Genomic DNA, 24,142 nt, shown 5'->3' on the forward strand with positions numbered 1-24,142 from the left:
GAAAATAGCGGGCTGTGCCACAAGGCCCATCACCAGAATCAGGATCAAGCCCATGGCAAAAAAAGACAACGCGACCCCTCCTTCGAACCTGCCCGAAGTCAACTTTTCGGATTACGGCGATGTGCGCTTCCTGCACCTGGGCACCGAATGGGTGCAGGGCTCGATGCTGCGCGACGCGCCCTATGACATCGAACTGGAGTATGTGCAGCGCATGATGGCCGGCCTCTTGTTCCTCGACGCCGAAACGGTCGCCAAAAAGCACGCCATGCAGCTCGGGCTGGGGTCGGCCGCGCTGACCAAGTTCTGCTACAAGAAGCTGCGCATGAAAACCACCGCCATCGAGATCAACCCGCAGGTCGTCAGCGCCTGCCGGATCTGGTTCAAGCTACCGCGCGACGATGCCAGGCTGCATGTCATCGAAGCCGATGCGGCCGATGAAATCAGGAAGCCGGCGCACCACGGCACGGTTGATTTGCTGCATGTGGACCTGTACGACCATGAAGCGGCCGCGCCGGTGCTCGACGATGCCGATTTTTATGCGAACTGCCGCAGCCTGCTGACCGAGGACGGCATCATGACCGTCAACCTGTTCGGCCGGGATTCGAGCTTCGAGGAGTCGCTGACCAAGATGGCCGAGGCCTTTGGCCCGGAGTCGATCTGGGCCTTCAGGCCGACGCGCGAAGGCAACACGGTGGTCATGGCCCAGTTCGAGCCGACGCGGCCGGAGCGCGCCGAGCTGCTCCAGCGCGCTGGCGTGATCGAATCGCGCTGGGACTTGCCGGCCAAAAAGTGGCTGCGGCTTTTCAAGCCGGTGGTGTAACGCTTCATTTTTAAAACAGCCTGTCCTTTAAAGTGCCTTCCATGAGCGCCGTCATGCCCCCCAAACCACCCCTGAATTCTCCCGCTCACAGGCGGCATGCCGGCCCGCTCGACTGGCGCAAGCTGGTCGAATGGCTGGGGGAAGACGGCATCATCAGCGCCGTTGACGCGCAGCGCACCATTGCCCGCTGCGCGCAGGTGCAAAGCGCCCAGCACCCCATCGTCAGGCTGGCGAGCATCGGCATGACGCGCGTGGCCGACGGCAAGCCGCTGGATGTGGAAACCATCAGCCAGTGGCTGGCCGGCTGCGCGGGCCTGCAGTATTTGCGCATCGACCCGCTCAAGGTCGATGTGGGCAAGGTGGCCGATTCCATGTCGGCCGTGTATGCCGAGCGCCACAAGGTGCTGCCGGTGCAGGTCACGGCGCACGAGCTGGTGATTGCCACCTCCGACCCGTTCGTCACCGACTGGGTGCCGGAGGTCGAGCGCCAGTCCAAGCGCAGCGTGCGTCTGGTGGTGGCCAATCCGCTGGAGATCAGCAAGTTCACGGCCGAATTTTTCGCGCTCGCCAAATCGGTCAAGGCCGCGCTCAAGTCGAGCGGCGGCTCCAGCACGGCCAGCTTCGAACAACTGGTGGAACTCAACAAGAGCAACCGGCAGCTGGACGCCAACGACCAGGGCGTGGTGCAGGTGGTGGACTGGCTCTGGCAGTACGCCTTTGACCAGCGCGCCAGCGACATCCACCTGGAGCCCCGGCGCGAGCAGGGCGTGATCCGCTTTCGCATCGACGGCGTGCTGCATCCGGTGTACCAGTTGCCGATGAGCGTTCACAACGCCATGACGGCGCGCATCAAGCTGCTGGGCCGCATGGATGTGGTTGAAAAACGCCGGCCGCAGGATGGCCGCATCAAGACGCGCAACCCGCGCGGCGATGAAGTCGAGATGCGCCTGTCCACGCTGCCGACGGCCTTTGGCGAAAAGATGGTGATGCGGATTTTCGACCCCGACACCACGGTCAAGAACCTCGACGCGCTGGGGTTTTCACGGCACGACGCCGAGCGCTGGGAGCAGCTCGTCAAGCGCCCGCACGGCATCGTGCTGGTGACCGGCCCGACCGGCTCGGGCAAGACCACCACGCTGTATTCGACGCTCAAGCGGCTGGCGACCGAAGAGGTCAACATCAACACGATTGAAGACCCGATTGAAATGATCGAGCCGGCCTTCAACCAGACGCAGGTCCAGCCGATGCTGAACTTCGGCTTTCCCGAAGGCCTGCGCTCCTTGATGCGGCAGGACCCGGACATCATCATGGTGGGCGAAATCCGCGATTTGCAGACCGCAGAAATGGCCGTGCAGGCCGCGCTGACCGGCCACCTGGTGTTCAGCACGCTGCACACCAACGATGCGCCATCGGCGGTCTCGCGGCTGATGGAGTTGGGCGTGCCGAACTACCTGATCAACGCGACCCTGCTCGGCGTGCTGGCCCAGCGGCTGGTGCGCACCCTGTGCGGCAGTTGCCGCCAGCCGGATGAAAGCGCCAGACGCGAAACGCTGGCCGAACTGGTCAGGCCCTGGCAGATCACCGGCAGCTACCGGCCTTACAAGCCGGTGGGCTGCGTCGATTGCCGCATGACCGGTTTTCGGGGACGGATGGGGCTGTATGAATTGCTGACGGTGACCGAAGCCTTCAAGGAGAAGGTTTCGAAAGAGCCCAACATGGACGCGCTGCGCCGCCAGGCCATCAGCGAAGGCATGCGTCCGCTGCGGCTGCCGGAGCCCTGAAAGTGGCTGAAGGCTTGACCACGCTGGAAGAAATCCTGGCCACCACGCCGCCCTTGTCCTGATCCCGCGTACTGTTAAAGAGTCTGTCTGCGGCTGATATTCACGGGCAGGATGCAGTGCCAGAAATGGCGCATAGGGTAAGCCCTAAGTAGTGAAAGCCACATAGTTCGGCTCGGCCTTTGACTGCACAATCCAGCGATTCATTCTTTATAAAGGAGAAAAAACCGTGAATATCAAGAGTCAAAAAGACTTTTTTTCCGGGCTCATGTTCATGGGCGTCGGGGTGGCGTTTGCCTGGGGGGCAACGACCTACAACGTGGGCAACGGCGCGCGCATGGGACCGGGCTATTTTCCGCTGTACCTGGGCGTTCTGATGACGATACTTGGCGCGGGCATTACCCTGACGGCGCTGGTGGTTGAAACCGTGGGTGGCGACAAGATTGGCAAATGGGCCTGGAAGCCGCTGTGCCTGATTATTCTGGCCAACCTGGTGTTTGGTGCGCTGCTGGCTGGCCTGCCGTACTTTGGCCTTCCCGCCATGGGCCTGATCGTGGCCATTTACGCGCTGACTTTCATTGCCAGCATGGCCGAAGCCGGCTGGAAGGTGAAGAACACCTTCATCCTGGCCACGATCCTGGCGGCGGGCAGTTATGTCGCTTTCGTCCTGGCGCTCAAGCTGCAGTTCCCGGTATGGCCCACGTTCATCACCGGCTAAGGAGATAAAAAAATGGAATTGATTGAACACTTGTCGCTGGGTTTCGGCGTGGCCTTCACGCCGATCAACCTGCTGTACTGCCTGGTGGGTTGCATTTTGGGAACGCTGATTGGCGTGTTGCCCGGCATCGGCCCGGTCGCCACCATCGCCATGCTGCTGCCCGCCACGTATGCCTTGCCCCCGGTGTCGGCCCTGATCATGCTGGCCGGCATTTACTACGGCGCGCAGTACGGCGGCTCGACCACGGCTATTTTGGTGAACCTGCCGGGAGAATCGTCCTCGGTGGTCACCTGTATTGACGGCTACCAGATGGCCAGAAAAGGGCGAGCGGGGCCGGCACTGGCTGCCGCCGGTCTGGGTTCGTTCTTCGCCGGCTGCGTCGGCACCCTGATCCTGGCGGCGTTTGCGCCTCCGCTGACCGAACTGGCCTTCAAGTTCGGCCCGGCCGAGTATTTTGCGCTGATGACCCTGGGCCTGATCGGCGCCGTGGTGCTGGCTTCGGGCTCCCTGCTCAAGGCGATTGCGATGATCGTGCTGGGCCTGCTGCTTGGCCTGGTCGGCACCGACGTGAACTCGGGTGTGGCGCGCTTCAGCTTTGACATTCCAGAACTGACCGACGGCATCGGCTTCGTGGTGATTGCCATGGGCGTGTTCGGCTACGGCGAGATCATCAGCAACCTGGCCCAGCCCGAGCATGAACGTGAAGTGTTCACCGCCGGCGTGTCGGGCCTGTTTCCCACCAAGCAGGATTTCAAGGACATGACGCCGGCCGTGCTGCGCGGCACTTTCCTGGGCTCTGCGCTGGGCATCCTGCCTGGCGGCGGTGCCTTGCTGGCGGCGTTTGCAGCGTACGCGCTGGAAAAGAAAATGAAGATGAAGCCGGGCGAAGTCCCCTTCGGCCAGGGCAACATCCGCGGCGTGGCGTCTCCCGAGTCGGCCAACAATGCCGGATCGCAAACCTCCTTCATTCCGCTGCTGACGCTGGGCATTCCGCCCAACGCCGTGATGGCCCTGATGGTGGGCGCCATGACGATTCACAACATCCAGCCCGGCCCGCAGGTCATGACCAGCAACCCCGAACTGTTCTGGGGCCTGATCGCCTCGATGTGGATCGGCAATGCGATGCTGGTGATTTTGAACCTGCCGCTGATCGGCATCTGGATCAAGCTGCTGACCGTGCCTTACCGCTACCTGTTCCCGGCCATCGTGCTGTTCTGCGCGATTGGCGTGTACTCCACTAACAACAACACCTGGGACGTGTGGATGGTGGGCCTGTTCGGCATCATTGGCTACAGCTTCGTCAAGCTGGGCTGTGAACCGGCGCCGCTGCTGCTCGGCTTCATCCTGGGCCCGATGATGGAAGAAAACCTGCGCCGTGCGCTGCTGCTGTCGCGCGGCGACTGGAGCGTGTTCGTGACCCGTCCGCTGTCCGCCGGCCTGCTGGCTGCCGCGGCACTGATGATCATCATCGTGCTGCTGCCTGCCGTGAAGAACAAGCGCGAAGAAGCCTTCGTCGAAGAGTGACGCCGAGGCTTTGACCGGCCTTGCCAAAAACGGCACCTTCGGGTGCCGTTTTTTTATGGGCGATGCAGATGTGCCGCGCCATGCCGCTGGCCACAGCCCGGCCGTCTGCAATGACGGGGAGCGCCGCGCAAATGTTCGATGGCCCCTGCCTGGCTGCCCGTGTCAAACTTGCCGGCATGAACAACGCAGGATGTCGCAATCGGCCCGGCCGTGGCGCCCGGGAAGCACCTTGAACACCATTTCTGAATCAAACAGGCCTCCTGCGCAAGCGGAGCAAGCGCAAGCAGCTCCTAAAAGCATAGCGGCTGGCCTGCTGCTGGCCAGTTGTGGAGCGATTGCCTTCAGCGGCAAGGCGATCATCGTCAAGCTGGCGTACCGGCATGGCGTGGATGCGGTCACGCTGATCATGTACCGCATGCTGTTTGCGTTGCCGATTTTTGCGCTCATGGCCTGGTGGGCCAGCCGGGGCAAGGCGCCGCTCTCGCGCCGCGACTGGCTGGGCGTGCTCTGGCTTGGCTTTACCGGCTACTACCTGGCCAGTTTCCTGGACTTTGCCGGCCTGGCGCACATCAGCGCCTCGCTGGAGCGGCTGATTTTGTACCTCAACCCGACGCTGGTGCTGCTGCTCGGCCTGGTGCTGTACCAGCGCCGTATTGCCATGCCGCACATCGTCGGCATGGCCATCAGCTACTCGGGCGTGGCGCTGGTGTTCGGCCATGAGATCACGCTGCAGGGCAGCCATGCCGCCTGGGGTGCGCTGCTGGTGTTTGGCAGTGCCGTCAGCTATGCGCTGTACCTGGTGTACAGCGGCGAGATGGTCAAGCGCCTGGGCTCGATGCGGCTGGTCGGCCTGGCCACCACCGTGGCCTGCCTGTGCTGCCTGCTGCAGTTCGTGCTGTTGCGGCCCCTGAGCGCCGCTGCCGTCGCGCCGGAGGTGATCTGGCTGTCGGTGCTCAATGCGACGCTGTGCACCGCCGTGCCGGTGCTGATGGTGATGATGGCGATTGAGCGCATAGGCGCCAGCCTGGCAGCGCAGACCGGCATGATCGGCCCGCTTTCAACCATCCTGATGGGCGTGGTGATCCTGGGCGAGCCGTTCACCGCCTGGGTGGCCGCCGGCACCGTGCTGGTGATTGCCGGAATTTTTGTGTTCACGCGAGCGGGGCGCTGAAATGTCCGGCCCGCCAGTTCGACCGCTGTTCGCTGCCTGCCGGCCGGCAATGCCGGACTGCCTGGCCGTTCTTTTTGTACTGGTCACGCTGGGCTTGCAACTATGGCCGGGGGCCTCCGAGCTGCTGCGGTTTTCCCGGCCCAGCTATGCGCAGGGCGCCTTCTGGCAGCCGCTGACCGCGCAGTGGGTGCATTTGGGCGCCTGGCACGCAAGCGGCAATGCGCTTGCCTTTGCGCTGATCGTTGTTGCCAGCAGTTACTGGGTTCGCTGGCCGCTGCAAATGCTGGCGCTGCTCGGCGGCTATGCCGGGGTGGCGGCCGTGGTGGCGCTGGACCCCGATTGCAGCTATTACGCGGGAGCTTCCGGGGCATTGCATGGGCTGTTGGCCGGCAATGCGGTGAGCCTGGCCTTTGCGGTCCGCCCCTTGCGCCGGCCTGCGGGCGAGGGCGGCCATTCGCTCGATGCACCATCGCCACGCTGGAGGCTCGGCCTTGGAGCTGCCCTGCTGGGCGCCATGGCCTTGAAGCTCTGGCTGCAGTCGGGCGGTGCGTTTGAGGGCGCGCCGGGCCGATGGAGTTTTCCCGTGTACCAGCCCGCCCACTGCGCCGGCGCGCTCGGCGGCATCGGCCTGGTAGTTATGGCTTTAGCGTGGCGTGCCGTGGCGGCGCCCAAAATACACACTGAGCGTCGCCAGTGAGAGCAGGGCCAGCACATCGAGCCAGTCCATCGATCCGCCACCGCCACCGCTGACCGGCGGCGGCGCAGTGACCGCAACCGACACCGTTTGCGGCGCGCCGCTGAACGTGCCGTCGCTGGGGGTAATCGTAAAGCTGTAGTTTGCGGCGGGGCCGGCCGCGTTCCAGGTGAATACGCCGCTGGCCGGATTCAGGCTCGAGCCCGCAGGAAGATTGTTCGCCACAAAAACCACGGAATTGTTTTCTGCGTCGGTCGCTGAAGCGGTAAAGCTCAGATTGCTGCCGTGCAACACCGTCTGGGCTGCAATGGGATTGAGAACCGGCGCCGTATTGGAGGTGACGCTGACCTGATTGGCAGCCGTCAGGCCCAGGCCATCGGTCACTTTTACCTGGAATGTGTAGCTGGCCCCGGGTGCGGGGGCCACAAACGAAGTGCTGGCGGCTGTCGTGCTGCTCAGTCTGACAGCCGGGCCTGTGAGCTGGCTCCATTCATAGCTGGAGATGGCGCTGCCGCTGCTGCCCGCTGAAGCTGCCGCGTTGAAGGTGACGGTGGCGCCGGTGCGCTGCACGCCAGCCTGGGCAACGGAGGCGGCCACGCTGGGAGCCAGCGAATCGAGGCGGTCAAGGGCTGCCTTGGCATCGGCCAGGCCTGCGCCGCAGTCGCTGCGCTTTTCGCAGAAGGTGCCTGCCGGATGGGGTCGGGCGGAACTGATCAGGACCGAACGCAGGGCGTCGGGTGTAATCGCCGGCTGCACGCTGGCCAGCAGCGCGGCGAGGCCGGCCACATGCGGTGCGGCCATGCTGGTGCCTTGGGAGCTGGCGTAGCTGTCGGCTCCGGGAGAGGTGGCGCCCGTGTTCAGAGTGGAATAGATGCCGGCGCCGTCGCCAGCAATATTCGAGCCATATCCGCCGCCGGGGCCGCTCAGGGTAGTGCCCGCACCAATGTTGGCGTAGTCGGCATTGTCACCCAGTTTGGTATGGGCCGTCACCGCAATGACGCCGGCGCAATTGGCCGGCTGGCCGATGCCGATCTGGCCATCGTTGCCGGTGGCGGCCACCACCACGCTGCCGACATTTTTCAGGGCATTGACGGCATCCTGAAAGGTCTGGCCGCACGTTCCGCTGCTGCCCAGGCTCAGATTCAATACCTTGGCCTTGTTGGGATTGTCCGGAACGCCGGGCACGCTCAGGCCTGCCGCCCACCGCATGCCGGCGGCAATGTCCGATCCGAAGCCGCCACAGACCCCGAGCACCCGCACCGGCAGGACTTTGGCGCCAAACGCCACACCCGCCCCGCCTGTGCCATTGTTGGTGACTGCCGCGATGGTGCCCGCCACATGGGTTCCATGCCAGGTGCTGCGGGTCGCGGGCGAGCCTGTGCCGCAGGCGCCGGCCAGGTTCCAGGTTCCAGGGTCTGACGCATTGCCATCGCGTCCATCGCCATCGTTGGCCATGGCCAGGTCGCTGACAAAGTCATAGCCGGGCAGCAGGTTTGCGGCCAGATCCACATGCGGCCGCACGCCTGTGTCGATGACTGCCACGACGACACCCTTGCCCGTGGAGCGATCCCAGGCGCCCGGCAGGTTGAGGCCGCCAGGGAAAACGGCTGGGCTCTGGTAATGCCACTGCTGGCCCGGATAGGCCGGGTCGTTCGGTGTGAACAGTGGCTGGGCTATTTCATCGATCTCCGCATAGACCACTCGGGGGTCTTGCTCGAGTTGCTTGGCAAAGGCAAACAATTCAGCGCGGTTCAGCTTCTGGCCGCTGATGACCACATGGGTTTCGGCAGTGATCGACTTCAGGTACGCCAAGCTGGCGGCAGGCGGGCCAGGCAACTTCGGCGCCGTACCGGCCTGAAGGAGGGCCACCTGGCTGCGGGCTGCGTTGAAGTCAAACACGCCCGCGCGCGTGACGGCTCCGTCCTTGAACCGGACAATCAGGCGATCAAACCGATGCTCGGTTTGCAGCGGCCCGGCAAAGGCCGAGGAATGCGCCGTGGAAAACCCCTTGCCCTGCGGCGCCATCTGGGCCGTGGACACGGCGGCGAGGGTGGCAATGCAAAGCGTCAGGGCTGTGACAGCAAAATGTTGGGGCTTGATTTTCATAGTTATTTTCAGGGTTGACGTGCAAGGAAAGCATGGGAATGCAAAAAGGCTGGTCATGGCGCGTCTCGGACAGGGCATCTGCGGTGCCGCATGACCTTGCCTGGACTCAGAAGGGTTTGGCTGCAGCGTCTGCCTCCACCGAAAGGACTTCTGGAACATTTCCAAGCGACCGAAGGATGTCCGCGCGATTCTGGCCTGGCTTGGCATCGATTTGATAAACATGAGTGTCCGGCGATACGCTGCTGACGTAAGCCACGGGCGCGTGGATTTTTTCGCCCATGCCCTGCAGGAAGGCCGGCGCACGGTAGGCAACAGGCTGGCGGAATCTGACGATGACGCGCAAGGGCTGGCCCCGGTTCGGGTTTGCAGCTGCCGGCGGGCGACTGTCTGCAGGACGCAGGCTGTCAGTCGCCGGGGCGGCTTGGCTGCAGGCGCTCAGGCCCAGGCATCCGGTCAGAATCAAGCTCAGCACATGGCTTTGCGTTGAAGCGTTGCGGGTGCATTTTTTGACGCTATGGTTCGGGCTGAGAAACAAAATTTTACACATAAGAAACCATACCGGAAAATCCATCGCCCTGTGAAGAAAGCTTGAAAAAATAAGTAAATTCTTATGGCCGCGCCTGGGTGCAGGCCGAAAGCTGTAGTCACCGGAATCCCTATGATGGGCGTTTTGCGTGATCGCGATTTTTGAAGGAATCAACATGGATCTGGGCATTGCCGGTAAATGGGCGCTGGTGTGCGGCGCCAGCAAAGGGCTGGGCTTTGGCTGCGCGCAGGCGCTGGTGCGCGAAGGCGTGCATGTGCTCATCGTGGCGCGCGGCGCTGAAGTGCTGCAAGCCTCTGCTAGAAAACTAATAGCTGACAGTGCCCGACCAGCAAGCGCAACAGTGCAATTTGTTGCCGCAGACATCACCACCGCCGAAGGCCGGGCCGCCGTGTTCGCTGTGCGCCGGGATTTCGACATCGTGGTCACCAACGCCGGCGGCCCGCCGCCGGGCGACTTTCGCGACTGGGAACGGGACGACTGGATCAAGGCCGTCGATGCCAACATGCTCACGCCGATAGAACTCATTAAGGCCACGGTCGATGGCATGGCCGCGCGCGGCTTTGGCCGCATCGTCAACATCACCTCCAGCTCGGTCAAGTCGCCGATTGACATCCTGGGCCTGTCCAACGGCGCGCGCAGCGGCCTGACCGGTTTTGTCGCCGGCGTGGCGCGCACCCAACTGGCGGCGCAAGGCGTCACCATCAACAACCTGCTGCCCGGCAAGTTCGACACCGACCGCATCGCCACCACGGTGCGCGCCAGCGCTGAAAAATCCGGCAAGAGCATCGAAGAGATCCGCCGCGCGCAACAGGCGCAAATCCCCGCCGGCCGCTACGGAACGCCCGGCGAGTTCGGCGCCATCTGCGCTTTCCTGTGCAGCGCGCAGGCCGCCTACATGACCGGCCAGAACGTGCTCGCCGACGGCGGAGCCTATCCGGGGACGTTTTGATGAACGGCGCGATGCGGCTGGACTACCTGGCCTTCGACTACAGTGAAGACACCGAGGGCACGGGTGTGTTCGAGGCCGTGGCATCGGTCTGGCCGGAGCGGGTAGCGGCGGTCCACGCTGAAATTGTGGCGGTGCTGGACTGGGCGCACCAAGCTTTTCCCGGCCAGCGCGGCGCGGTGGGCGAGGGCGGCGAGTGGGACTACGACCTGCACGGCCTGCGCGAATACACCGTGCCCGAGCAGATCGGCTACGACGCGGCAACCCAGCGGCTGGCCGTGCAAGCCGCATCGCCCGGAAAACCGCGCCATACCGTAACGCTGCTGCTCAGCGGAACGGATGAGTTTTGTTCATCCTTCAGGCAGCAGTTCGCACTGGATAAGGCGGCTTGAGGGAGAAAGCATGCCGCTTGCCAGGTTTCAGCGCGGGCGTTCGGTTTCAAACCGCTCGACAAGCCTTCTCAAGGTTCGGCCATCCACCGCGTGGCCGCCGCTGGCTTTTCCTTCCTTGATGCTGTCGGCCTGATCCCCGAAGAGAATGGGCAACCAGGCCGTCAGCTTATCTTCCGGGCTGACCAGTTGAAAGCCCCAGCGCTTTTCGGCAAATCGCATCATGGCGATGCCGCGCGCGGCAATGGCGGCCACGTTCCAGTCGGGGCAGACATGCGCCACTTGCCATTCAGAATAACTGCCCGCCTGGTAGCGGAGGGCCTTGGCCTTGTCGGGTTCTGCGCCGCCACGGTAAGGCCGGTTTGACAGCGAAGAGTTGCGCGAGCCGGACAGCAAAAGCAGATTTCCCAGCGAGTTGACGACTGAATTTTTCAGAGCGCTGGAAGTTCGTCCATCAAAGGTGATGGCCTCGCTCCAGTCACTGGCCGCTGGGTTTTGTGGGTAGATGTGCTCCACCGACTGATCCCAGGAGAATTTGTCCCAGGGCTTTTTATCGGGCAGGCCCTTGTCGCCGCGCAGTTGCTGTTCCCACTCATGAATGATGAGTTTTCCAAAGCTCCAGCTGTAAAACCCGTTTCCCGACCGGAGCCGGTCTGCGGCGGCATTGCAAACCTTGACATCATCAAAATAGCCGCTCCATTCAAACCGGTCGTCCGCGTAGCTTTTCAAAGCATCTCCTATCTGCCAGTTGTCAACCAGTGACTTGAGATGGTCACGGGAAAACTCGACAGCCCCGATGGCATCGGCCGGATGCGTGGCAGTGCTGTTGGGGTAAAGCCGTTCTCCCGGATTGGCCAAGCAGTACGCAGACCGGTTCAGGTCATTCTGGCCAATATTGGAGCGGCGGTCGTTGGCCATCAGCACCAGCACCGCAAACCGCTCGGCCTGCTGGAGCAGCGATATAAAAGGCGCGCACCAGTCGCTGCGCTGGGCGGGTTCCGATACCAGGCGCACATCGAGCGACCCCAGCCGAATCAGCGACCACAGCAGCAGGGGGCGTACAGAGGCAAACGCTGTGCGTTTAAAAGACTGAAGCTGGCGCTGCACTTCTGGAGGAAGCCGGCTTGGGTGGTTGAGGTGAAACCACCAGGCTGCGGCCGTCTCAAGGCTCCTGACGTACGTGGCGATGTACGCGGGGTTTGCGCAAGTGGGCGAGGATGAAAAAACCTCGTCAAACAGTTGGGTGCTCAGCCATTCAGCATTGTTCTCATGACGGAACCAACCCATCGAATGCGCACGCAAGAAATTGTCATCGTCAAGCAGCAACGGCCCCTTGCCAAGCCAGTGGTAAATGCCTTTCCAGCTCCGGTGAATTTCGGCTGCCGCATGTTGGCCGGCCTGCTGGTCTGACGCAATGCTGCTCAGATAGATGAGTCGGTTCTTCAGCTTCTCCAGGATCGTCAGCGGCTTGCCCCGGTTGTTGATGGTTTCAAACGCCACATGGACATCAAAGCCTGGCTTGATCGTCAGAATGAAAAGTTTGAACCTGCCCAGCAGCGCATCGGCCAGTTGCTTACGCGCGGTGTCGTCCAGCACGGCAACTTTTTCGGCAAAAAAACCGGCGGCGTTTTCAATGTTCTTGCCGTAGAAAGAAACAAACTGCCCCAGGCGCGGTGCCAGGTCGGGCCTGGATGCCGTGAAGTAATCAAAGTAGGTTTGCAGCGGCTCGTTGTTCTGGAACTCGATGGCAATGCCTGTTTGTACGAGTGACCGCAACAGCAAGGAAATGGTGGTCAGCCGCTGCTGGCCGTCCACCACCTCGACGCCCTCCCGGCCATGGGGCGAGGCGCCCAGCGGCCTGAACATCAGGGTGCCGGCGTAATGGTCGCCGCTTGGGCGACTCGCCACGTTGATCAGGTCATTCCACAGGTCTTCCCATTGGGCCTGGACCCATGCATAGCCGCGCTGGTACTCGGGTATTTGAAGGTGATAGGTGTGCTGGATATCGGCAATTGTTGCGAGTTGTGCGTTTTCAAATCCCACGATGCATCTTTCTTGTTGTGAGATCCAATGCTAAACGCCCAGGCCGATACAACTTCATCAGGCGCAGGAGAACTGCGGCATGATTTTCCCCGTAGCTGGGCTTTCGCTGCGCTTCAGCGCCGCGACGACACCACGATGCCGCCCACGATCAGGCCGAACGCCAGCGCGTGGTACAGGTGCGGCAACTCGCCCAGGAAGGCCGCCGACAGCAGCGCGGCAAACAGCGGCGTGAGGTTGGAGAAAAAGCCCGCAATCGCCGGGCCGACGCGCTGCACGCCCATGCCCCAGCAGCGATAGGCCATCACCGCCGGGCCGACGGCGATGTACAGCAATGCCGTGGCCAGCGGCCAGCCCCAGCTGATGTGCTGATCGGCCAGCGCCCATTCGCCGCCGGCAAACAGGCCCGACCAGCCCAGGCCAAAGACAATCTGCGCCATCAGGAAGGCCGCCCAGTCGCGGCGAAGTTCAGGCGGCTCCTTGGGTTGCGACAGCAGCCAGCTGTAAAACGCCCAGGCCAGCGTGGCCAGCAGGACATACAGATCGCCCGGCACCAGCCGCACCTGCACCAGCAGCTCCCACCGTCCGCGCGACAGCACCACCAGCACGCCGGCAATCGACAGCAGCGCGCCGGCCACCTGCCGGCGCGACACCGGCCTGCCGAAGCACAGCGCGCCCACCATCAGCATCCAGACCGGAATGCTGGACGCCACCAGCGTCACATTGAGCGGCGTCGAGGTCTGCAGCGCCAGGTATTGAAGCGCGTTGTAGCAGCCGATGCCGAACAGGCCGAGCAGCGAAAAGCGCTTCCAGTGGCTCCACATGGCGCTGTCCGGGCGAAGCACCCGCCAGGCCAGTGGCAAGAGAATGACAAACGCCAGCAACCAGCGCAAAAAGTTCAGCGTCATCGGCGGAATCAGCTCGTGCACGACGCGGCCGACCACCGCATTGCCGGCCCAGAGCAGGGGAGGCAGCGTCAGCAGCAGGGCGGTGGCAGGGGTCAGGCGTTGATTCATGGGCGTCACTGTAACAAGCCGCCCCGGCTTCCCATCGGGGCGGGTCTTTGCGTCGGCTGGCCGGCAGCAGCCTGCCCCGATTCATGGCACCATGGCGGCCCCGTCTTTCATTGATCCACTGACAGCACCCAAGGAAACACCGATGACCGTGATGACCTCCCAAGCCGTACGCATTGACCAGCACGGCGGCCCCGAAGAACTCAAGCTGGTGGAGGTCCAGGTCGGCGAGCCCGGCCCGGGCCAGATCCGCATCCGCCACAAGGCCATCGGCCTGAACTTCATCGACGTGTACCAGCGCAGCGGCCTGTACCCGATGAGCATGCCGCTGCAGCTCGGCATGGAGGCCTCGGGCATTGTCGAAGCCGTGGGCGAGGGCGTGACGCACCTGCAGCCCGGCGACCGCGCCGCCTACGCCAGCCAGCCGCCGGGTAGTTACTGCGAAGTGCGCGTCATGCCCGCCAAGTGCGTCTGCAGGCTGCCCGATGCGATTTCGTTCGAGACCGGCGCGGCCATGATGCTCAAGGGCCTGACCGCGCAATACCTGCTGCGCCGCGTCCAGCCCCAGGGCGGCTTGATGCCGGGCGACTTCGTGCTGTTTCACGCAGCGGCCGGCGGCGTCGGCCTGATTGCCTGCCAGTGGGCCAAGGCCATGGGCCTGCAGCTGATCGGCACGGCCGGATCGGACGAGAAATGCGCGCTGGCCAAGGCCAATGGCGCGGCTTTCGTCATCAACTACGCTACCGAGGATTTCGTCGCGCGCGTCAAGGAAATCACCGGCGGCCAGGGCGTCAAGGTGGTCTATGACTCGGTCGGCAAGGACACCTTCGAGCGTTCGCTCGACTGCCTGCGCCCGTTCGGGCTGATGGCCAGCTTTGGCAACGCCTCCGGCCCGGTGCCCCCTGTGGCGCCCGGCATGCTGGCGGCCAAGGGATCGCTCTACCTGACGCGCCAGACGCTGTTCAGCCACATCACCACGCGCGAAACCACGCAGGAGATGGCCGACGATTTGTTCGGCATGGTCACCAGCGGCAAGGTCGTGATCCGCATCGACCAGCGTTTTGCGCTGGCCGATGTGGCCGAGGCGCACCGCACGCTGGAAGCGCGCAAGACCACGGGCTGCACCATCCTGACGCTGTAGTTGCTTGCCGGCGCGCCAATTTCTTGATCAAATAGCCCTGTTGCGCAATCAGGATAAGAGCAGAGTGCTATTAAAAAAGAAGCATCTTCAGGTCTTTTCGACCAGCGCGGGCGAGCGCAGGCGGTTGGGGGCCAGCGCGCCGGCAGAGTCCAGGATCGGGTAGGCAATCGAGCAGATGTGCGAGTTGATGCGCTTGAGTTCGCTGATCAGGTCGATGTGCAGCGAACTGGTTTCCTGGCTTTGCAGCGTGTTGGCCGACAGCCGGCCCAGGTGCGTGCGGGCGTAGGTGTGCTCAAGGTCGCGAAAGCGGGCTTTTTCTTCGAGCAGCTTCTGGGCGTCGCGCACATTGCCGTTCAGGAACACGCTCATGCCCAGGCGCAGGTTGTCCCGCAGGCGTTCATGCAGTTCGGTGATTTCGGCCATGCCGGCTTCGGAAAAATGACGGCCGGGCTTGATCTTCTTGTCCTCGATGTCGATCAGCACGCGCTCGATGATGTCGCCAATCTGCTCCATGTTGATGGTGAAGCTGATGATGTCGGTCCAGCGGCGGCTTTCTTGATCGTCCAGCGACTCGCGGGAAATCTTCGTGAGGTAGTACTTGATCGACGAATAAAGTTCATCGACCGTGTCGTCCATCTTGCACAGGCTTTCGGCCAGCCGCAGGTCGTCTTTCCTGATGACTTCAAGCATGCCGCCCAGCATGGTTTCGACCACGTCGGCCTGGTGCAGCGCTTCGCGCGCCGCGCATGAAATGGCCAGCGAAGGCGTCGCCAGCGCCGACGGGTCCAGATGGTGCTGCCGGCCGCTGGCGTTGTTTTTTTCGGGCTTGGGCAGCAGCTTTTCAACCCAGCGCGCAATCACCTGCGTCCAGCCGATGAACACCAGGCCCACCAGCACATTGAAGGTCAGGTGAAACATCACGACCACCGTGGCCGGCTCGCCCAGATACGGGCGGACATGGCGCAGCCACAGGCTGACGAAGGGCGCGGCCACGACAATCCCCAGCGCCTTGAACAGCAGGTTGCCCAGCGGCACCTGCCGCACCTCGATGGCCGAGCGCGCCGTGGTGATCACCGCCAGTAGGCCGCTGCCCAGATTGGCGCCCAGCACCAGGCCCAGGGCGACATCGCTCGGAATCACGCTGGTGCCGACCAGCGTGGCCGTCAGCAGCACCACCGCCAGGCTGGAATACGACACCACCGACAGAAAGGCGCCCACGGTGATTTCAAGCAGCAGGTCGCTGCCCAGGGACTCCAGCAGGGCTTTCACGGCAGGCGCCTGGGTCAATACCTGGGTGGACGCGCTGACCAGTTTCAGCGCCATCAGCATCAGGCCCAGGCCAATGAGCGTGCGGCCAAAGCGGCCGGCATTGGTTTCAGGCCGGGAGATGAACAGCACCACGCCGACGAAAATGCACAGCGGCGACAGCCAGGACAAGTCAAACGAAAACACCACCGCCATCAGGCTGGTGCCGATGTCCGCGCCCAGCATGACGGCCAGCGCCAGCGGCAGCGCCACCAGGCCCTGGCCGACGAAGGAGGAAACGATCAGCGACGTGGCGGTGCTGGACTGCACCAGCGCGGTGACGCCAACGCCCGAGAGGGCTGCGGTGAAGCGGTTGCTGATGCTGCGCGCAAGAACGTAGCGCAGGTTGGCGCCAAAAACCCGCAGGATGCCGGTGCGAACCAGGTGGGTTCCCCAGACCAGCAGCGCAATGGCCGCCAATAGATTTAACAAATGCTTCATGGATTGTTCAGTTCACTATACGCGTGCGCATTCGTTTTGCCGAGCGGCTGAAACCTTGAAGCCGGGGGGCCGGCAAACCTAGCCAGGTGTAGTTTGCCTTGGGGGCCGACGGTTAGCGGCTGCGCCGTACCCGCAGAACCTCGTCCAGGATCAGGCAGATGGCGCCGATGGTGATGGCGCTGTCGGCAATGTTGAAAGCTGGAAAGTGCCAGTTGCCATAGTGAAAATCCAGGAAATCAACCACGTAGCCGTGCAGCGTGCGGTCAATGACGTTGCCGATGGCGCCGCCCAGGATGCAGGCCATGGCCAGCGAAAACAGCTTTTGCCCCGGATGCGACTTCAGCATCCAGATGATGAACACGGCCGCCAGCGCGCCGATGCCGGTGAAGAACCAGCGCTGCCAGCCCGATTCCGACGCCAGGAATGAAAAAGCCGCGCCGGTGTTGTGGACCCGGACCACATTGAAAAAGCTGGTGATGTAAGTCGCGTCGCCCAGCCGGTAATAGCCCAGGATCAGCACCTTGGTGAACTGGTCGGCCATCAGCAGAATCAAGGCCAGCCCGAGCCAGGGCAGCATGGCCGTGCTGGTGCTGGAGGAGGTTTTTTTGAAGCTTGTTTTTGCGCCCGCTCTGGCGACCGTCTTGGTGGCCATTATGCGAACTTCCTGTCTTCGCCAAGGCCAAACAGGTTGCTGGTGCAGCGCCCGCAAATCGTTGGATGCTCCGGGTCAATGCCCACGTCATCGCGGTAATGCCAGCAGCGTTCGCATTTGGTGTCAGAACTGGTGCTTACGCTTGCCTGTATTGCACTACCAGCTACTAAATCAATAGCAGATGTGATGAAGGCAAACTTCAGGTCATCGCCCAGGCTGGCGAGCAGCGCATGGTCGTCTGCGTTGACCTGAAGCGCCACATTGGCCTGCAGGGACGAGCCAACCTTGCCGTCGGCGCGCAAGGCTTCGATGTCCTTGTTGACCGCGTCGCGCAGTTCGCGGATGCGCGACCACTTGGCCAGCAGTGCTTCGTCAGGCGCCGGAAGTTCGGAGTAGGTTTCGATGAAGATCGATTCCGACGTGCCGAAAATCTTCCATGCTTCTTCAGCGGTAAAGCTCAGGAACGGCGCCATCCAGCGCAGCATCGCATGCGTGATGGCGTGCAGCGCAGTCTGGGCGCTGCGCCGGGCCAGCGACTTGGGGCCGGTGGTGTAGAGCCGGTCCTTCAGGATGTCGAGGTAGAACGAACCCAGGTCTTCGCTGCAGTAAATCTGCAGCTTCGAGACCACCGGGTGAAATTCATAGACCTCGTAATGCGCCAGGATGTCGGCCTGCAGCTGCGAAGCGCGGCTCAGCGCGTAGCGGTCGATCTCCAGCATTTCGCCAAACGGCACGGCATCCAGCGTCGGGTCAAAGTCGCTGACGTTGGCCATCAAGAAGCGCAGCGTGTTGCGGATGCGGCGGTAGGCATCGACCACGCGCGCCAGGATCTTGTCGTCAATCGCCAAATCGCCCGAATAATCGGTCGAGGCGCACCACAGGCGGATGATCTCGGCGCCCAGCTTGCCGCTGACGGCTTGCGGCGCGACGACGTTGCCTTCGCTCTTGCTCATCTTGCGGCCCTTGCCATCGACCGTGAAGCCGTGCGTCAGCAGGCCCTTGTAGGGCGCGTGGTCGTACATGGCGCAGGCGGTGAGCAGCGATGAATGGAACCAGCCCCGGTGCTGGTCGTGGCCTTCGAGGTACAGGTCGGCCGGCCAGCTTGACTGCGCCGCATGGCTGTGGCGCAGCACATGGTCGTGCGTCGTGCCCGAGTCGAACCACACGTCGAGGATGTCGGTGCTCTTGAGGTAGTCGGGGGCGTCCGCGCCGATGATGGATTCGGCGCTGGCCTTGCTCCAGGCCTCGATGCCGCCGGCCTGCACCATGTCGGCGGCCTGGTCCATGATTTCCATGGTGCGCGGGTGCAGCTCGCCCGTGGCGGTGTGGATGAAGAAGGGCAGTGGCACGCCCCAGTTGCGCTGGCGGCTGATGCACCAGTCGGGCCGGCCGGCAATCATGCTTTGCAGGCGCAGCTTGCCGTTTTCGGGGTAGAAGCGGGTTTCGTCGATGGCCGCCAGGGCCAGCTGGCGCAGCGTCTTTTCGGCCTTGTCGCTGGCGAACACGCCTTGCGTGCCGGCGGTTTCGGCGTCCATGCGGATGAACCACTGGGCGGCGGCGCGGTAGATGACCGGCGTCTTGTGGCGCCAGCAGTGCGGGTAGCTGTGCGTGATGGTTTCGGTGGCGAACAGCCGGCCGTGTTCCGCTAGCCTCTCGATCACCAGCGGCGCGGCCTTCCAGATGTTCAGTCCGCCGAACAGCGGCAGCTCATCGACATAGCGGCCGTTGCCCTGCACCGGGTTCAGGATGTCGTCGTAGGCGATGCCGTTGGCGACGCAGGAGTTGAAATCCTCTACGCCGTAGGCGGGCGAGGAATGCACGATGCCGGTGCCGTCGTCGGCGGTGGCGTAGTCGGCGAGGAAGACCGGGCTCAGGCGCTGGTAGCCCGCATCGACGTCATGAAACGGATGCATGAAATTGAGCAGCGCCAGGTTCTTGCCCTGCGTCGTTGCCAGCACGGTGCCGCTGAGCTGAAAGCGTGCCAGGCATTTTTCGACCAGCACGGACGCCAGCAGCAGGATGCCGCGCTCGGTATCGACCAGCGCGTAGTCCAGCTCGGGGTTCAGGTTCAGCGCCTGGTTGGCCGGGATGGTCCAGGCGGTGGTGGTCCAGATGACGGCGAAAGCGTCCTTGGCCAGTGTTTCCAAGCCAAACGCGGCGGCAAGCTTTTCAGGCTCGGCGCATTTGAAGCCGACATCCAGCGTCTGCGATTTCTTGTCGGCGTATTCGATCTCGAACTCGGCCAGCGACGAGCCGCAATCGAAACACCAGTACACGGGCTTGAGGCCCCGGTACACAAAGCCGCGCTCCATGATGCGCTTGAGCGCGCGGATTTCCTGCGCTTCATTGCCGAAATCCATCGTTCGGTACGGGTTGTCCCATTCGCCGAGCACGCCCAGGCGCTTGAAGTCGGCCATCTGGCCGGCGATCTGCTCGGTGGCGAAGGCGCGGCTCTTGGCCTGCACCTCGTCGCGCGGCAGGCTGCGGCCGTGCAGCTTTTCAATCGCGTTTTCAATCGGCAGGCCGTGGCAGTCCCAGCCTGGAACGTAAATCGCGTCCAGCCCCTTGAGCTGGCGCGCCTTGACAATCATGTCCTTCAAAATCTTGTTGACGGCGTGGCCGATGTGGATCTGGCCGTTGGCATACGGTGGGCCGTCGTGCAGCACGAACTTTTCCGCACCGCAGCGGGCGGCGCGCAGTTTTTTGTAAATGCCTTTGTCTTCCCATTCCTGGGTCCAGCCGGCCTCGCGCTTGGGCAGGTCGCCGCGCATCGGGAAAGGCGTGTCGGGCAGGTTCAGGGTGCTGCGGTAATCGGGTTTTGTGTCGGACATGGGGTACTTTGATGGCGCTTTGGGGGAGGCGGCCCGAAGGGCGAAGCCGCTGGACTGGGGCGTAAATGGAAGCCGTTCGCACGGGGAGGGGGCGAAGGCAGAGGCGACGAGATCGTCTAAATTCGGTCGCGCGTGGTCTGGCGGCTGGTTTCCGTGTGCATCGACGCTGAAAACGACTGGGTGAAAAACGCCCGGGCGTCGTCACAGTCTTTGGCAATGCCTGTTTTCAGGCTTTCCAGACCGTCGTATTTCAGTTCGTCGTGCAGTTTGTGTAGCAGTTCCACGCGGATGATTTTACCGTATGCCTCTTGCGCGCCCAGGCTGGCGGGCCAGTCCAGGCAATGCGTTTCCAGCAGCACGCGGCCGCCGTTGACATCGTCGGGATCAATCGAAGGGCGGATGCCCAGATTGGCGACGCCCGGCACGGGCTGCCCGGCCAGGCCATGCACCAGCACCGCAAAAATGCCGCTGGCCGCCGGTTTCCAGTGCGAAAACCGCAGGTTAAGCGTGCGAAAACCCAACTCGCGCCCCAGCTTGCGCCCATGCACCACATGGCCCGAGATGCTGTAGGGCCGGCCCAGCAGCGCCGCCACACGGACCATGTCGCCCTGCGACAGCGCTTCGCGCACGGCCGAGCTGGAAACGCGGCTATTGCTGACTTCGTAGCTGTTCATGCGCGCCACGTCAAACCCCAGTCGCACGCCGGCAGCGTCCAGCATGGCGTAGTCGCCGGCGCGCCGGGCGCCAAAGCGAAAGTCGTCGCCCACCAGCACGTAGCGCGCGCCCAGGCCTTTCAGCAGCACTTCCTGGATGAAGGCGTCGGGCGACTGCGATGCCAGGTGCGCGTTGAAGGGCAGGATCACGCACTGGTCAATGCCGCAGTGGTCGAGTTCGCCGAGCTTGTCGCGCAGGGTGGCAATGCGTGCGGGCGCCAGTTCGGGCTTGCGGGCGAGGGCGGCGAAATAGTCGCGCGGGTGTGGCTCGAAAGTCACGGCGCAACTCGGAACGCCCCGGTGCTGGGCTTCGTTTTTCAGCAGCGCCAGCATGGCCTGATGGCCCCGGTGGACACCGTCGAAATTGCCAATGGTCAGGGCGCACTCGGGCGCCAGCTGAGGGTGTTGGTAGCCACGGAAAATTTTCATGCGACTGATTATCGTTTTTATGGTGCCACGGCCCGGCTGGCTGGCGTTGAAAGGCAGGAAACAGCAGAGAAAGCAGTTTTCACACCGATTTCACGATTTCACTGTATATTGATCCATTGACAGTTCGACATTGTGTTTCCATCTTGATGGAGGTTCGTTTTGAAGGTCCTGAAACTCTCAGCCCAGGGATTGCCCCAAGCCTGGATCAGCCTTGAATTGGCCGTGTTGCATTACGCGGCCGATGAAGTGCGCTGGGAGATGGGCGCGCGCATCGCCACCTTCCATGGCGGGCACAACGCCATCACCGGTGAGCAGTCGATCATCCATGTCAACAGCATCATCGGCACCAAGGGCGTGCCCAGCATCAATCCGTTCGACCTCGTGCCGGGGCTGACCAACAGCAAGCTGTTCATCCGCGACCGCAATGTGTGCGCCTACTGCGCCGACCATGTGGGCGAGGAAGAGCTGACGCGCGAGCACATCATCCCGCTGGGGCAGCGCGGCGTTGACAGCTGGATGAACGTGGTCACCGCCTGCCGCGCCTGCAACCACCGCAAAAGCAACCGCACGCCCGAGCAGGCCAACATGCCGCTGCTCTACACGCCCTATGTTCCCAGCCTCTGGGAAGACTTCATCTTGCGCAACCGCCGCATCCTGGCCGACCAGATGGAGTTTTTGATGGCCCACGTTCCCAAGTCGTCGCGCCTGCTCAGTTGACGCGCCGCCGTGATCAGCCGGGGCGGTTTTTGCGCCTGGCCTGTGTTCCAATAAGGGTTTACCCTTACTCATTGTTACCATGATCGTTCGTGATCGGCCTTCCGGCATCCGGTTGTTTTTTGTGGTGCGCGGCTCGATCCTGAAGCGGATTCGGCTCACCCTGCTGGTCAATACGCTCAGCGCGATTCTGGTCACCCTCTTGCATGGTAATTTTTTCGCACTGAAAATCACGCTGACGACGATTCCGTTCACCCTGATCGGCCTGCCGCTGGCGATTTTTCTCGGCTTTCGCAATTCGACGGCCTATGACCGCTACTGGGAAGGGCGCAAGCTGTGGGGCGAACTGGTGCTGCGCTGCCGCTCGCTGTCCAGGCAATGCCAGAGCTTCATCCAGCCGCCCCCGGAGTTTCCCGGGCAGGCGCCCGATATAGAGGCGGCGCGCCGTCGCATGATTTACCGCGCCATCGGTTTTGTGCATGCCTTGCGCCTGCAACTGCGCGACCGCAGCGACTGTGGCGAACTCAATCGCTGGGCGCCTGAGGCCGAGTGGCCCCGTTTGCAAACGGCTTCGAGCAAGCACGATGCGCTGATGCTGGAATTGGGCAAGGAACTGGGGCAATGCCAGCGCAAGGGCTGGATCGAACCCTGCCTGGCCGTGAGCATCGACACCACGCTGTCGGCCATGACGGCCGCCGCAGCAGCGTGCGAGCGCATCAAGGGCACGCCGATTCCCTTTTCCTACACGCTGCTGCTGCACCGCACGGCCTACCTGTACTGCTTTTTGCTGCCCTTCGGCCTGGTCGATACGATTGGCTTCATGACGCCGTTCGTGGTCGCCATCGTCGCCTACACCTTCTTTGGCCTGGATGCGCTGGGCGATGAAATCGAGGAGCCCTTCGGCCTGGAGGCCAACGATTTGCCGCTCGACACGCTGTGCCGGGCGATTGAAGTCAACCTGCTCGAATCGCTGGGCGAGCCGGTGCTGCATCCCAGCCTGGCGCCGGTCAACCACTGCCTGACCTGAGCCGTCAGGCGAACACGCCCGCCGTGTCCTGCATGCGGCTAGATACCTCGCCCAGGTGGTGCAGCGTGTCGCCAAAGGTCATCTCCAGTTGCGTGAGCTTCTTGAAATAGTGGCTCACGATGTACTCGTCGGTCACGCCGATGCCGCCATGCAGCTGCACCGCCTGCTGGCCGACAAAGCGCATGGAAACGCCCAGCTGGTACTTGGCCCGGGCCAGCGCCCGGCGGCGCTCTTCAGCCGGCGCATTGAGCTTGAGCGAGGCGTAGTAGCTCATCGAGCGCGCCAGCTCCAGCTGCATCTTCATGTCGGCGATGCGGTGGCGCAGCGCCTGAAAGCTGCTGATGGCCACGCCGAACTGCTTGCGCGTGTTCATGTACTCGACCGTGACCGCCAGCGCCTGGTCCATCACGCCGACGGCTTCGGCGCAGGTGGCGGCGATGCCGATGTCGATGGCATGCTCCAGCGCCGTCAAGCCGTCCAGCGTGACCAGCACGGCGGGCGCATTGTCCAGCGTGACTTCGGCGGCGCGCGCGCCGTCCTGTGTCACGTAGCCGCGCGTCGTGACGCCGGCTGCCGAGCGCTCCACCAGAAACAGCGCCATCTGGCCGTCGGCCAGCGCGGGAACGATGAAGGCGTCGGCCTGGTCGCCAGCCGGTACTATGCTTTTGATAGCTGTCAGTGCCCATCCACCTTGCGCAGAAGCCGCTTTTGCTTCACATTTTTCAAAATGGTAGCGCGCGGCGCGTTCCTGGTAGGCCAGCACGACCAGGCTTTCGCCCGACGCGATTTTTGGCAGCCAGGCAGATTTGATGGCTTGTGGCGCATGGCCGGAGAGCACGCCGCTGGCGATCAGGGTCTGGACAAACGGCTCCAGCACCATGCCGCGCCCGAGTTCTTCCATCACCACCATGCCCTCGACCGGCCCCATGCCCAGCCCGCCGTCCTCCTCGGAAATATAGAGGGCAGGCAGGCCCAGGCCGGCCAGCTCGCCATAGGCTTCGCGTGAAAACCCGCCTGCTTTCACAATGCTGGCGCGCCGCGCGAAGTCGTAGCCTTTCTCAACCCACTTGCGGGTCGCGTCGCGCAGCGATTCCTGATCGGAGGTGAAATCAAAATCCATGATTGTTTAGTCCTTTAAATCTT

19 protein-coding genes and 1 pseudogene are annotated in these 24,142 nt (G+C 63.0%); 11 read left to right on the plus strand and 9 right to left on the minus strand.

Features of this window, described 5'->3' with window-relative positions; genetic code table 11:
- Nucleotides 1-52: 52 nt before the first annotated feature.
- The 6 genes and pseudogenes from ABLV49_RS04685 to ABLV49_RS04710 all read left to right on the plus strand — a co-directional run bounded on the left by ABLV49_RS04685 (nucleotide 53) and on the right by ABLV49_RS04710 (nucleotide 6,708).
- Nucleotides 53-820, plus strand: a complete 768-nt coding sequence (locus ABLV49_RS04685; protein WP_349280432.1) for a spermidine synthase — start codon at nucleotides 53-55, stop codon at nucleotides 818-820.
- A gap of 41 nt (nucleotides 821-861) precedes the next feature.
- A pseudogene (locus ABLV49_RS04690) lies at nucleotides 862-2,663 on the plus strand (GspE/PulE family protein).
- Between the two features lie 164 nt (nucleotides 2,664-2,827).
- The gene (locus ABLV49_RS04695) at nucleotides 2,828-3,316 is read left to right on the plus strand and encodes a tripartite tricarboxylate transporter TctB family protein (protein ID WP_011802607.1); all 489 of its coding nucleotides are present in this window, start codon (nucleotides 2,828-2,830) and stop codon (nucleotides 3,314-3,316) included.
- 12 nt (nucleotides 3,317-3,328) lie between these two features.
- Nucleotides 3,329-4,840 (plus strand): tripartite tricarboxylate transporter permease, encoded by a 1,512-nt coding sequence (locus ABLV49_RS04700; RefSeq protein WP_349280433.1) that lies wholly within the window; start codon nucleotides 3,329-3,331, stop codon nucleotides 4,838-4,840.
- Nucleotides 4,841-5,069: 229 nt separating this feature from the next.
- Nucleotides 5,070-6,011, plus strand: a complete 942-nt coding sequence (locus ABLV49_RS04705) for a DMT family transporter (RefSeq protein ID WP_349280434.1) — start codon at nucleotides 5,070-5,072, stop codon at nucleotides 6,009-6,011.
- 49 nt (nucleotides 6,012-6,060) lie between these two features.
- Complete coding sequence (locus ABLV49_RS04710; RefSeq protein ID WP_349280435.1) at nucleotides 6,061-6,708, plus strand: rhomboid family intramembrane serine protease; 648 nt, start codon at nucleotides 6,061-6,063, stop codon at nucleotides 6,706-6,708.
- On the opposite strand, the gene ABLV49_RS04715 is transcribed toward ABLV49_RS04710, so the two are convergent.
- Complete coding sequence (locus ABLV49_RS04715) at nucleotides 6,655-8,811, minus strand: S8 family peptidase (RefSeq protein WP_349280436.1); 2,157 nt, start codon at nucleotides 8,809-8,811, stop codon at nucleotides 6,655-6,657. The genes ABLV49_RS04710 and ABLV49_RS04715 overlap by 54 nt on opposite strands.
- Before the next feature lie 106 nt (nucleotides 8,812-8,917).
- Complete coding sequence (locus ABLV49_RS04720) at nucleotides 8,918-9,514, minus strand: hypothetical protein (RefSeq protein ID WP_349280438.1); 597 nt, start codon at nucleotides 9,512-9,514, stop codon at nucleotides 8,918-8,920.
- On the opposite strand from ABLV49_RS04720, the gene ABLV49_RS04725 reads away from it, so the two are divergent.
- On the plus strand, nucleotides 9,513-10,307 hold the full coding sequence (locus ABLV49_RS04725) for an SDR family oxidoreductase (RefSeq protein WP_349280440.1): 795 nt from the start codon (nucleotides 9,513-9,515) through the stop codon (nucleotides 10,305-10,307). The genes ABLV49_RS04720 and ABLV49_RS04725 overlap by 2 nt on opposite strands.
- Entirely contained in the window at nucleotides 10,307-10,696 is a 390-nt protein-coding gene (locus tag ABLV49_RS04730) for a hypothetical protein (RefSeq protein ID WP_349280441.1), read from the plus strand. The genes ABLV49_RS04725 and ABLV49_RS04730 overlap by 1 nt, the downstream gene beginning before the upstream one ends.
- Before the next feature lie 27 nt (nucleotides 10,697-10,723).
- On the opposite strand, the gene ABLV49_RS04735 is transcribed toward ABLV49_RS04730, so the two are convergent.
- Both ABLV49_RS04735 and ABLV49_RS04740 read right to left on the minus strand, forming a co-directional pair.
- Nucleotides 10,724-12,736, minus strand: a complete 2,013-nt coding sequence (locus ABLV49_RS04735) for a GmrSD restriction endonuclease domain-containing protein (RefSeq protein WP_349280442.1) — start codon at nucleotides 12,734-12,736, stop codon at nucleotides 10,724-10,726.
- 113 nt (nucleotides 12,737-12,849) lie between these two features.
- Nucleotides 12,850-13,749 (minus strand): DMT family transporter, encoded by a 900-nt coding sequence (locus ABLV49_RS04740; RefSeq protein ID WP_349280444.1) that lies wholly within the window; start codon nucleotides 13,747-13,749, stop codon nucleotides 12,850-12,852.
- Nucleotides 13,750-13,891: 142 nt separating this feature from the next.
- Between ABLV49_RS04740 and ABLV49_RS04745 the strand changes: the two genes are divergently transcribed.
- Nucleotides 13,892-14,887 carry a quinone oxidoreductase family protein gene (locus ABLV49_RS04745; RefSeq protein ID WP_349280445.1) on the plus strand — a complete coding sequence of 332 codons (996 nt, stop codon included), beginning with the start codon at nucleotides 13,892-13,894 and terminating at the stop codon, nucleotides 14,885-14,887.
- 87 nt (nucleotides 14,888-14,974) lie between these two features.
- Here ABLV49_RS04745 and ABLV49_RS04750 read toward each other — a convergent pair whose 3' ends face one another.
- The 4 genes from ABLV49_RS04750 to ABLV49_RS04765 all read right to left on the minus strand — a co-directional run bounded on the left by ABLV49_RS04750 (nucleotide 14,975) and on the right by ABLV49_RS04765 (nucleotide 21,258).
- Complete coding sequence (locus ABLV49_RS04750; protein WP_349280446.1) at nucleotides 14,975-16,633, minus strand: Na/Pi cotransporter family protein; 1,659 nt, start codon at nucleotides 16,631-16,633, stop codon at nucleotides 14,975-14,977.
- A 112-nt stretch (nucleotides 16,634-16,745) separates the two neighbouring features.
- Nucleotides 16,746-17,210: a signal peptidase II gene (gene lspA / locus ABLV49_RS04755; RefSeq protein WP_349281600.1), complete on the minus strand. Its 465-nt coding sequence runs from the start codon at nucleotides 17,208-17,210 to the stop codon at nucleotides 16,746-16,748.
- A 74-nt stretch (nucleotides 17,211-17,284) separates the two neighbouring features.
- Nucleotides 17,285-20,116 (minus strand): isoleucine--tRNA ligase, encoded by a 2,832-nt coding sequence (gene ileS, locus ABLV49_RS04760; RefSeq protein WP_349280448.1) that lies wholly within the window; start codon nucleotides 20,114-20,116, stop codon nucleotides 17,285-17,287.
- Between the two features lie 116 nt (nucleotides 20,117-20,232).
- A complete protein-coding gene (locus ABLV49_RS04765; RefSeq protein WP_349280449.1) occupies nucleotides 20,233-21,258 on the minus strand; it encodes a bifunctional riboflavin kinase/FAD synthetase in 1,026 nt (341 codons plus the stop codon).
- Nucleotides 21,259-21,417: 159 nt separating this feature from the next.
- On the opposite strand from ABLV49_RS04765, the gene ABLV49_RS04770 reads away from it, so the two are divergent.
- Nucleotides 21,418-21,975, plus strand: coding sequence for an HNH endonuclease (locus ABLV49_RS04770; RefSeq protein ID WP_349280451.1), 558 nt, complete (start codon nucleotides 21,418-21,420; stop codon nucleotides 21,973-21,975).
- 79 nt (nucleotides 21,976-22,054) lie between these two features.
- A complete protein-coding gene (locus ABLV49_RS04775; RefSeq protein WP_349280453.1) occupies nucleotides 22,055-22,999 on the plus strand; it encodes a bestrophin family protein in 945 nt (314 codons plus the stop codon).
- A gap of 4 nt (nucleotides 23,000-23,003) precedes the next feature.
- On the opposite strand, the gene ABLV49_RS04780 is transcribed toward ABLV49_RS04775, so the two are convergent.
- Nucleotides 23,004-24,119: an acyl-CoA dehydrogenase family protein gene (locus ABLV49_RS04780; protein WP_349280454.1), complete on the minus strand. Its 1,116-nt coding sequence runs from the start codon at nucleotides 24,117-24,119 to the stop codon at nucleotides 23,004-23,006.
- Nucleotides 24,120-24,142: the final 23 nt, after the last annotated feature.

The organism is Polaromonas hydrogenivorans (assembly GCF_040105105.1).
GTDB lineage: Bacteria > Pseudomonadota > Gammaproteobacteria > Burkholderiales > Burkholderiaceae_C > Polaromonas > Polaromonas hydrogenivorans.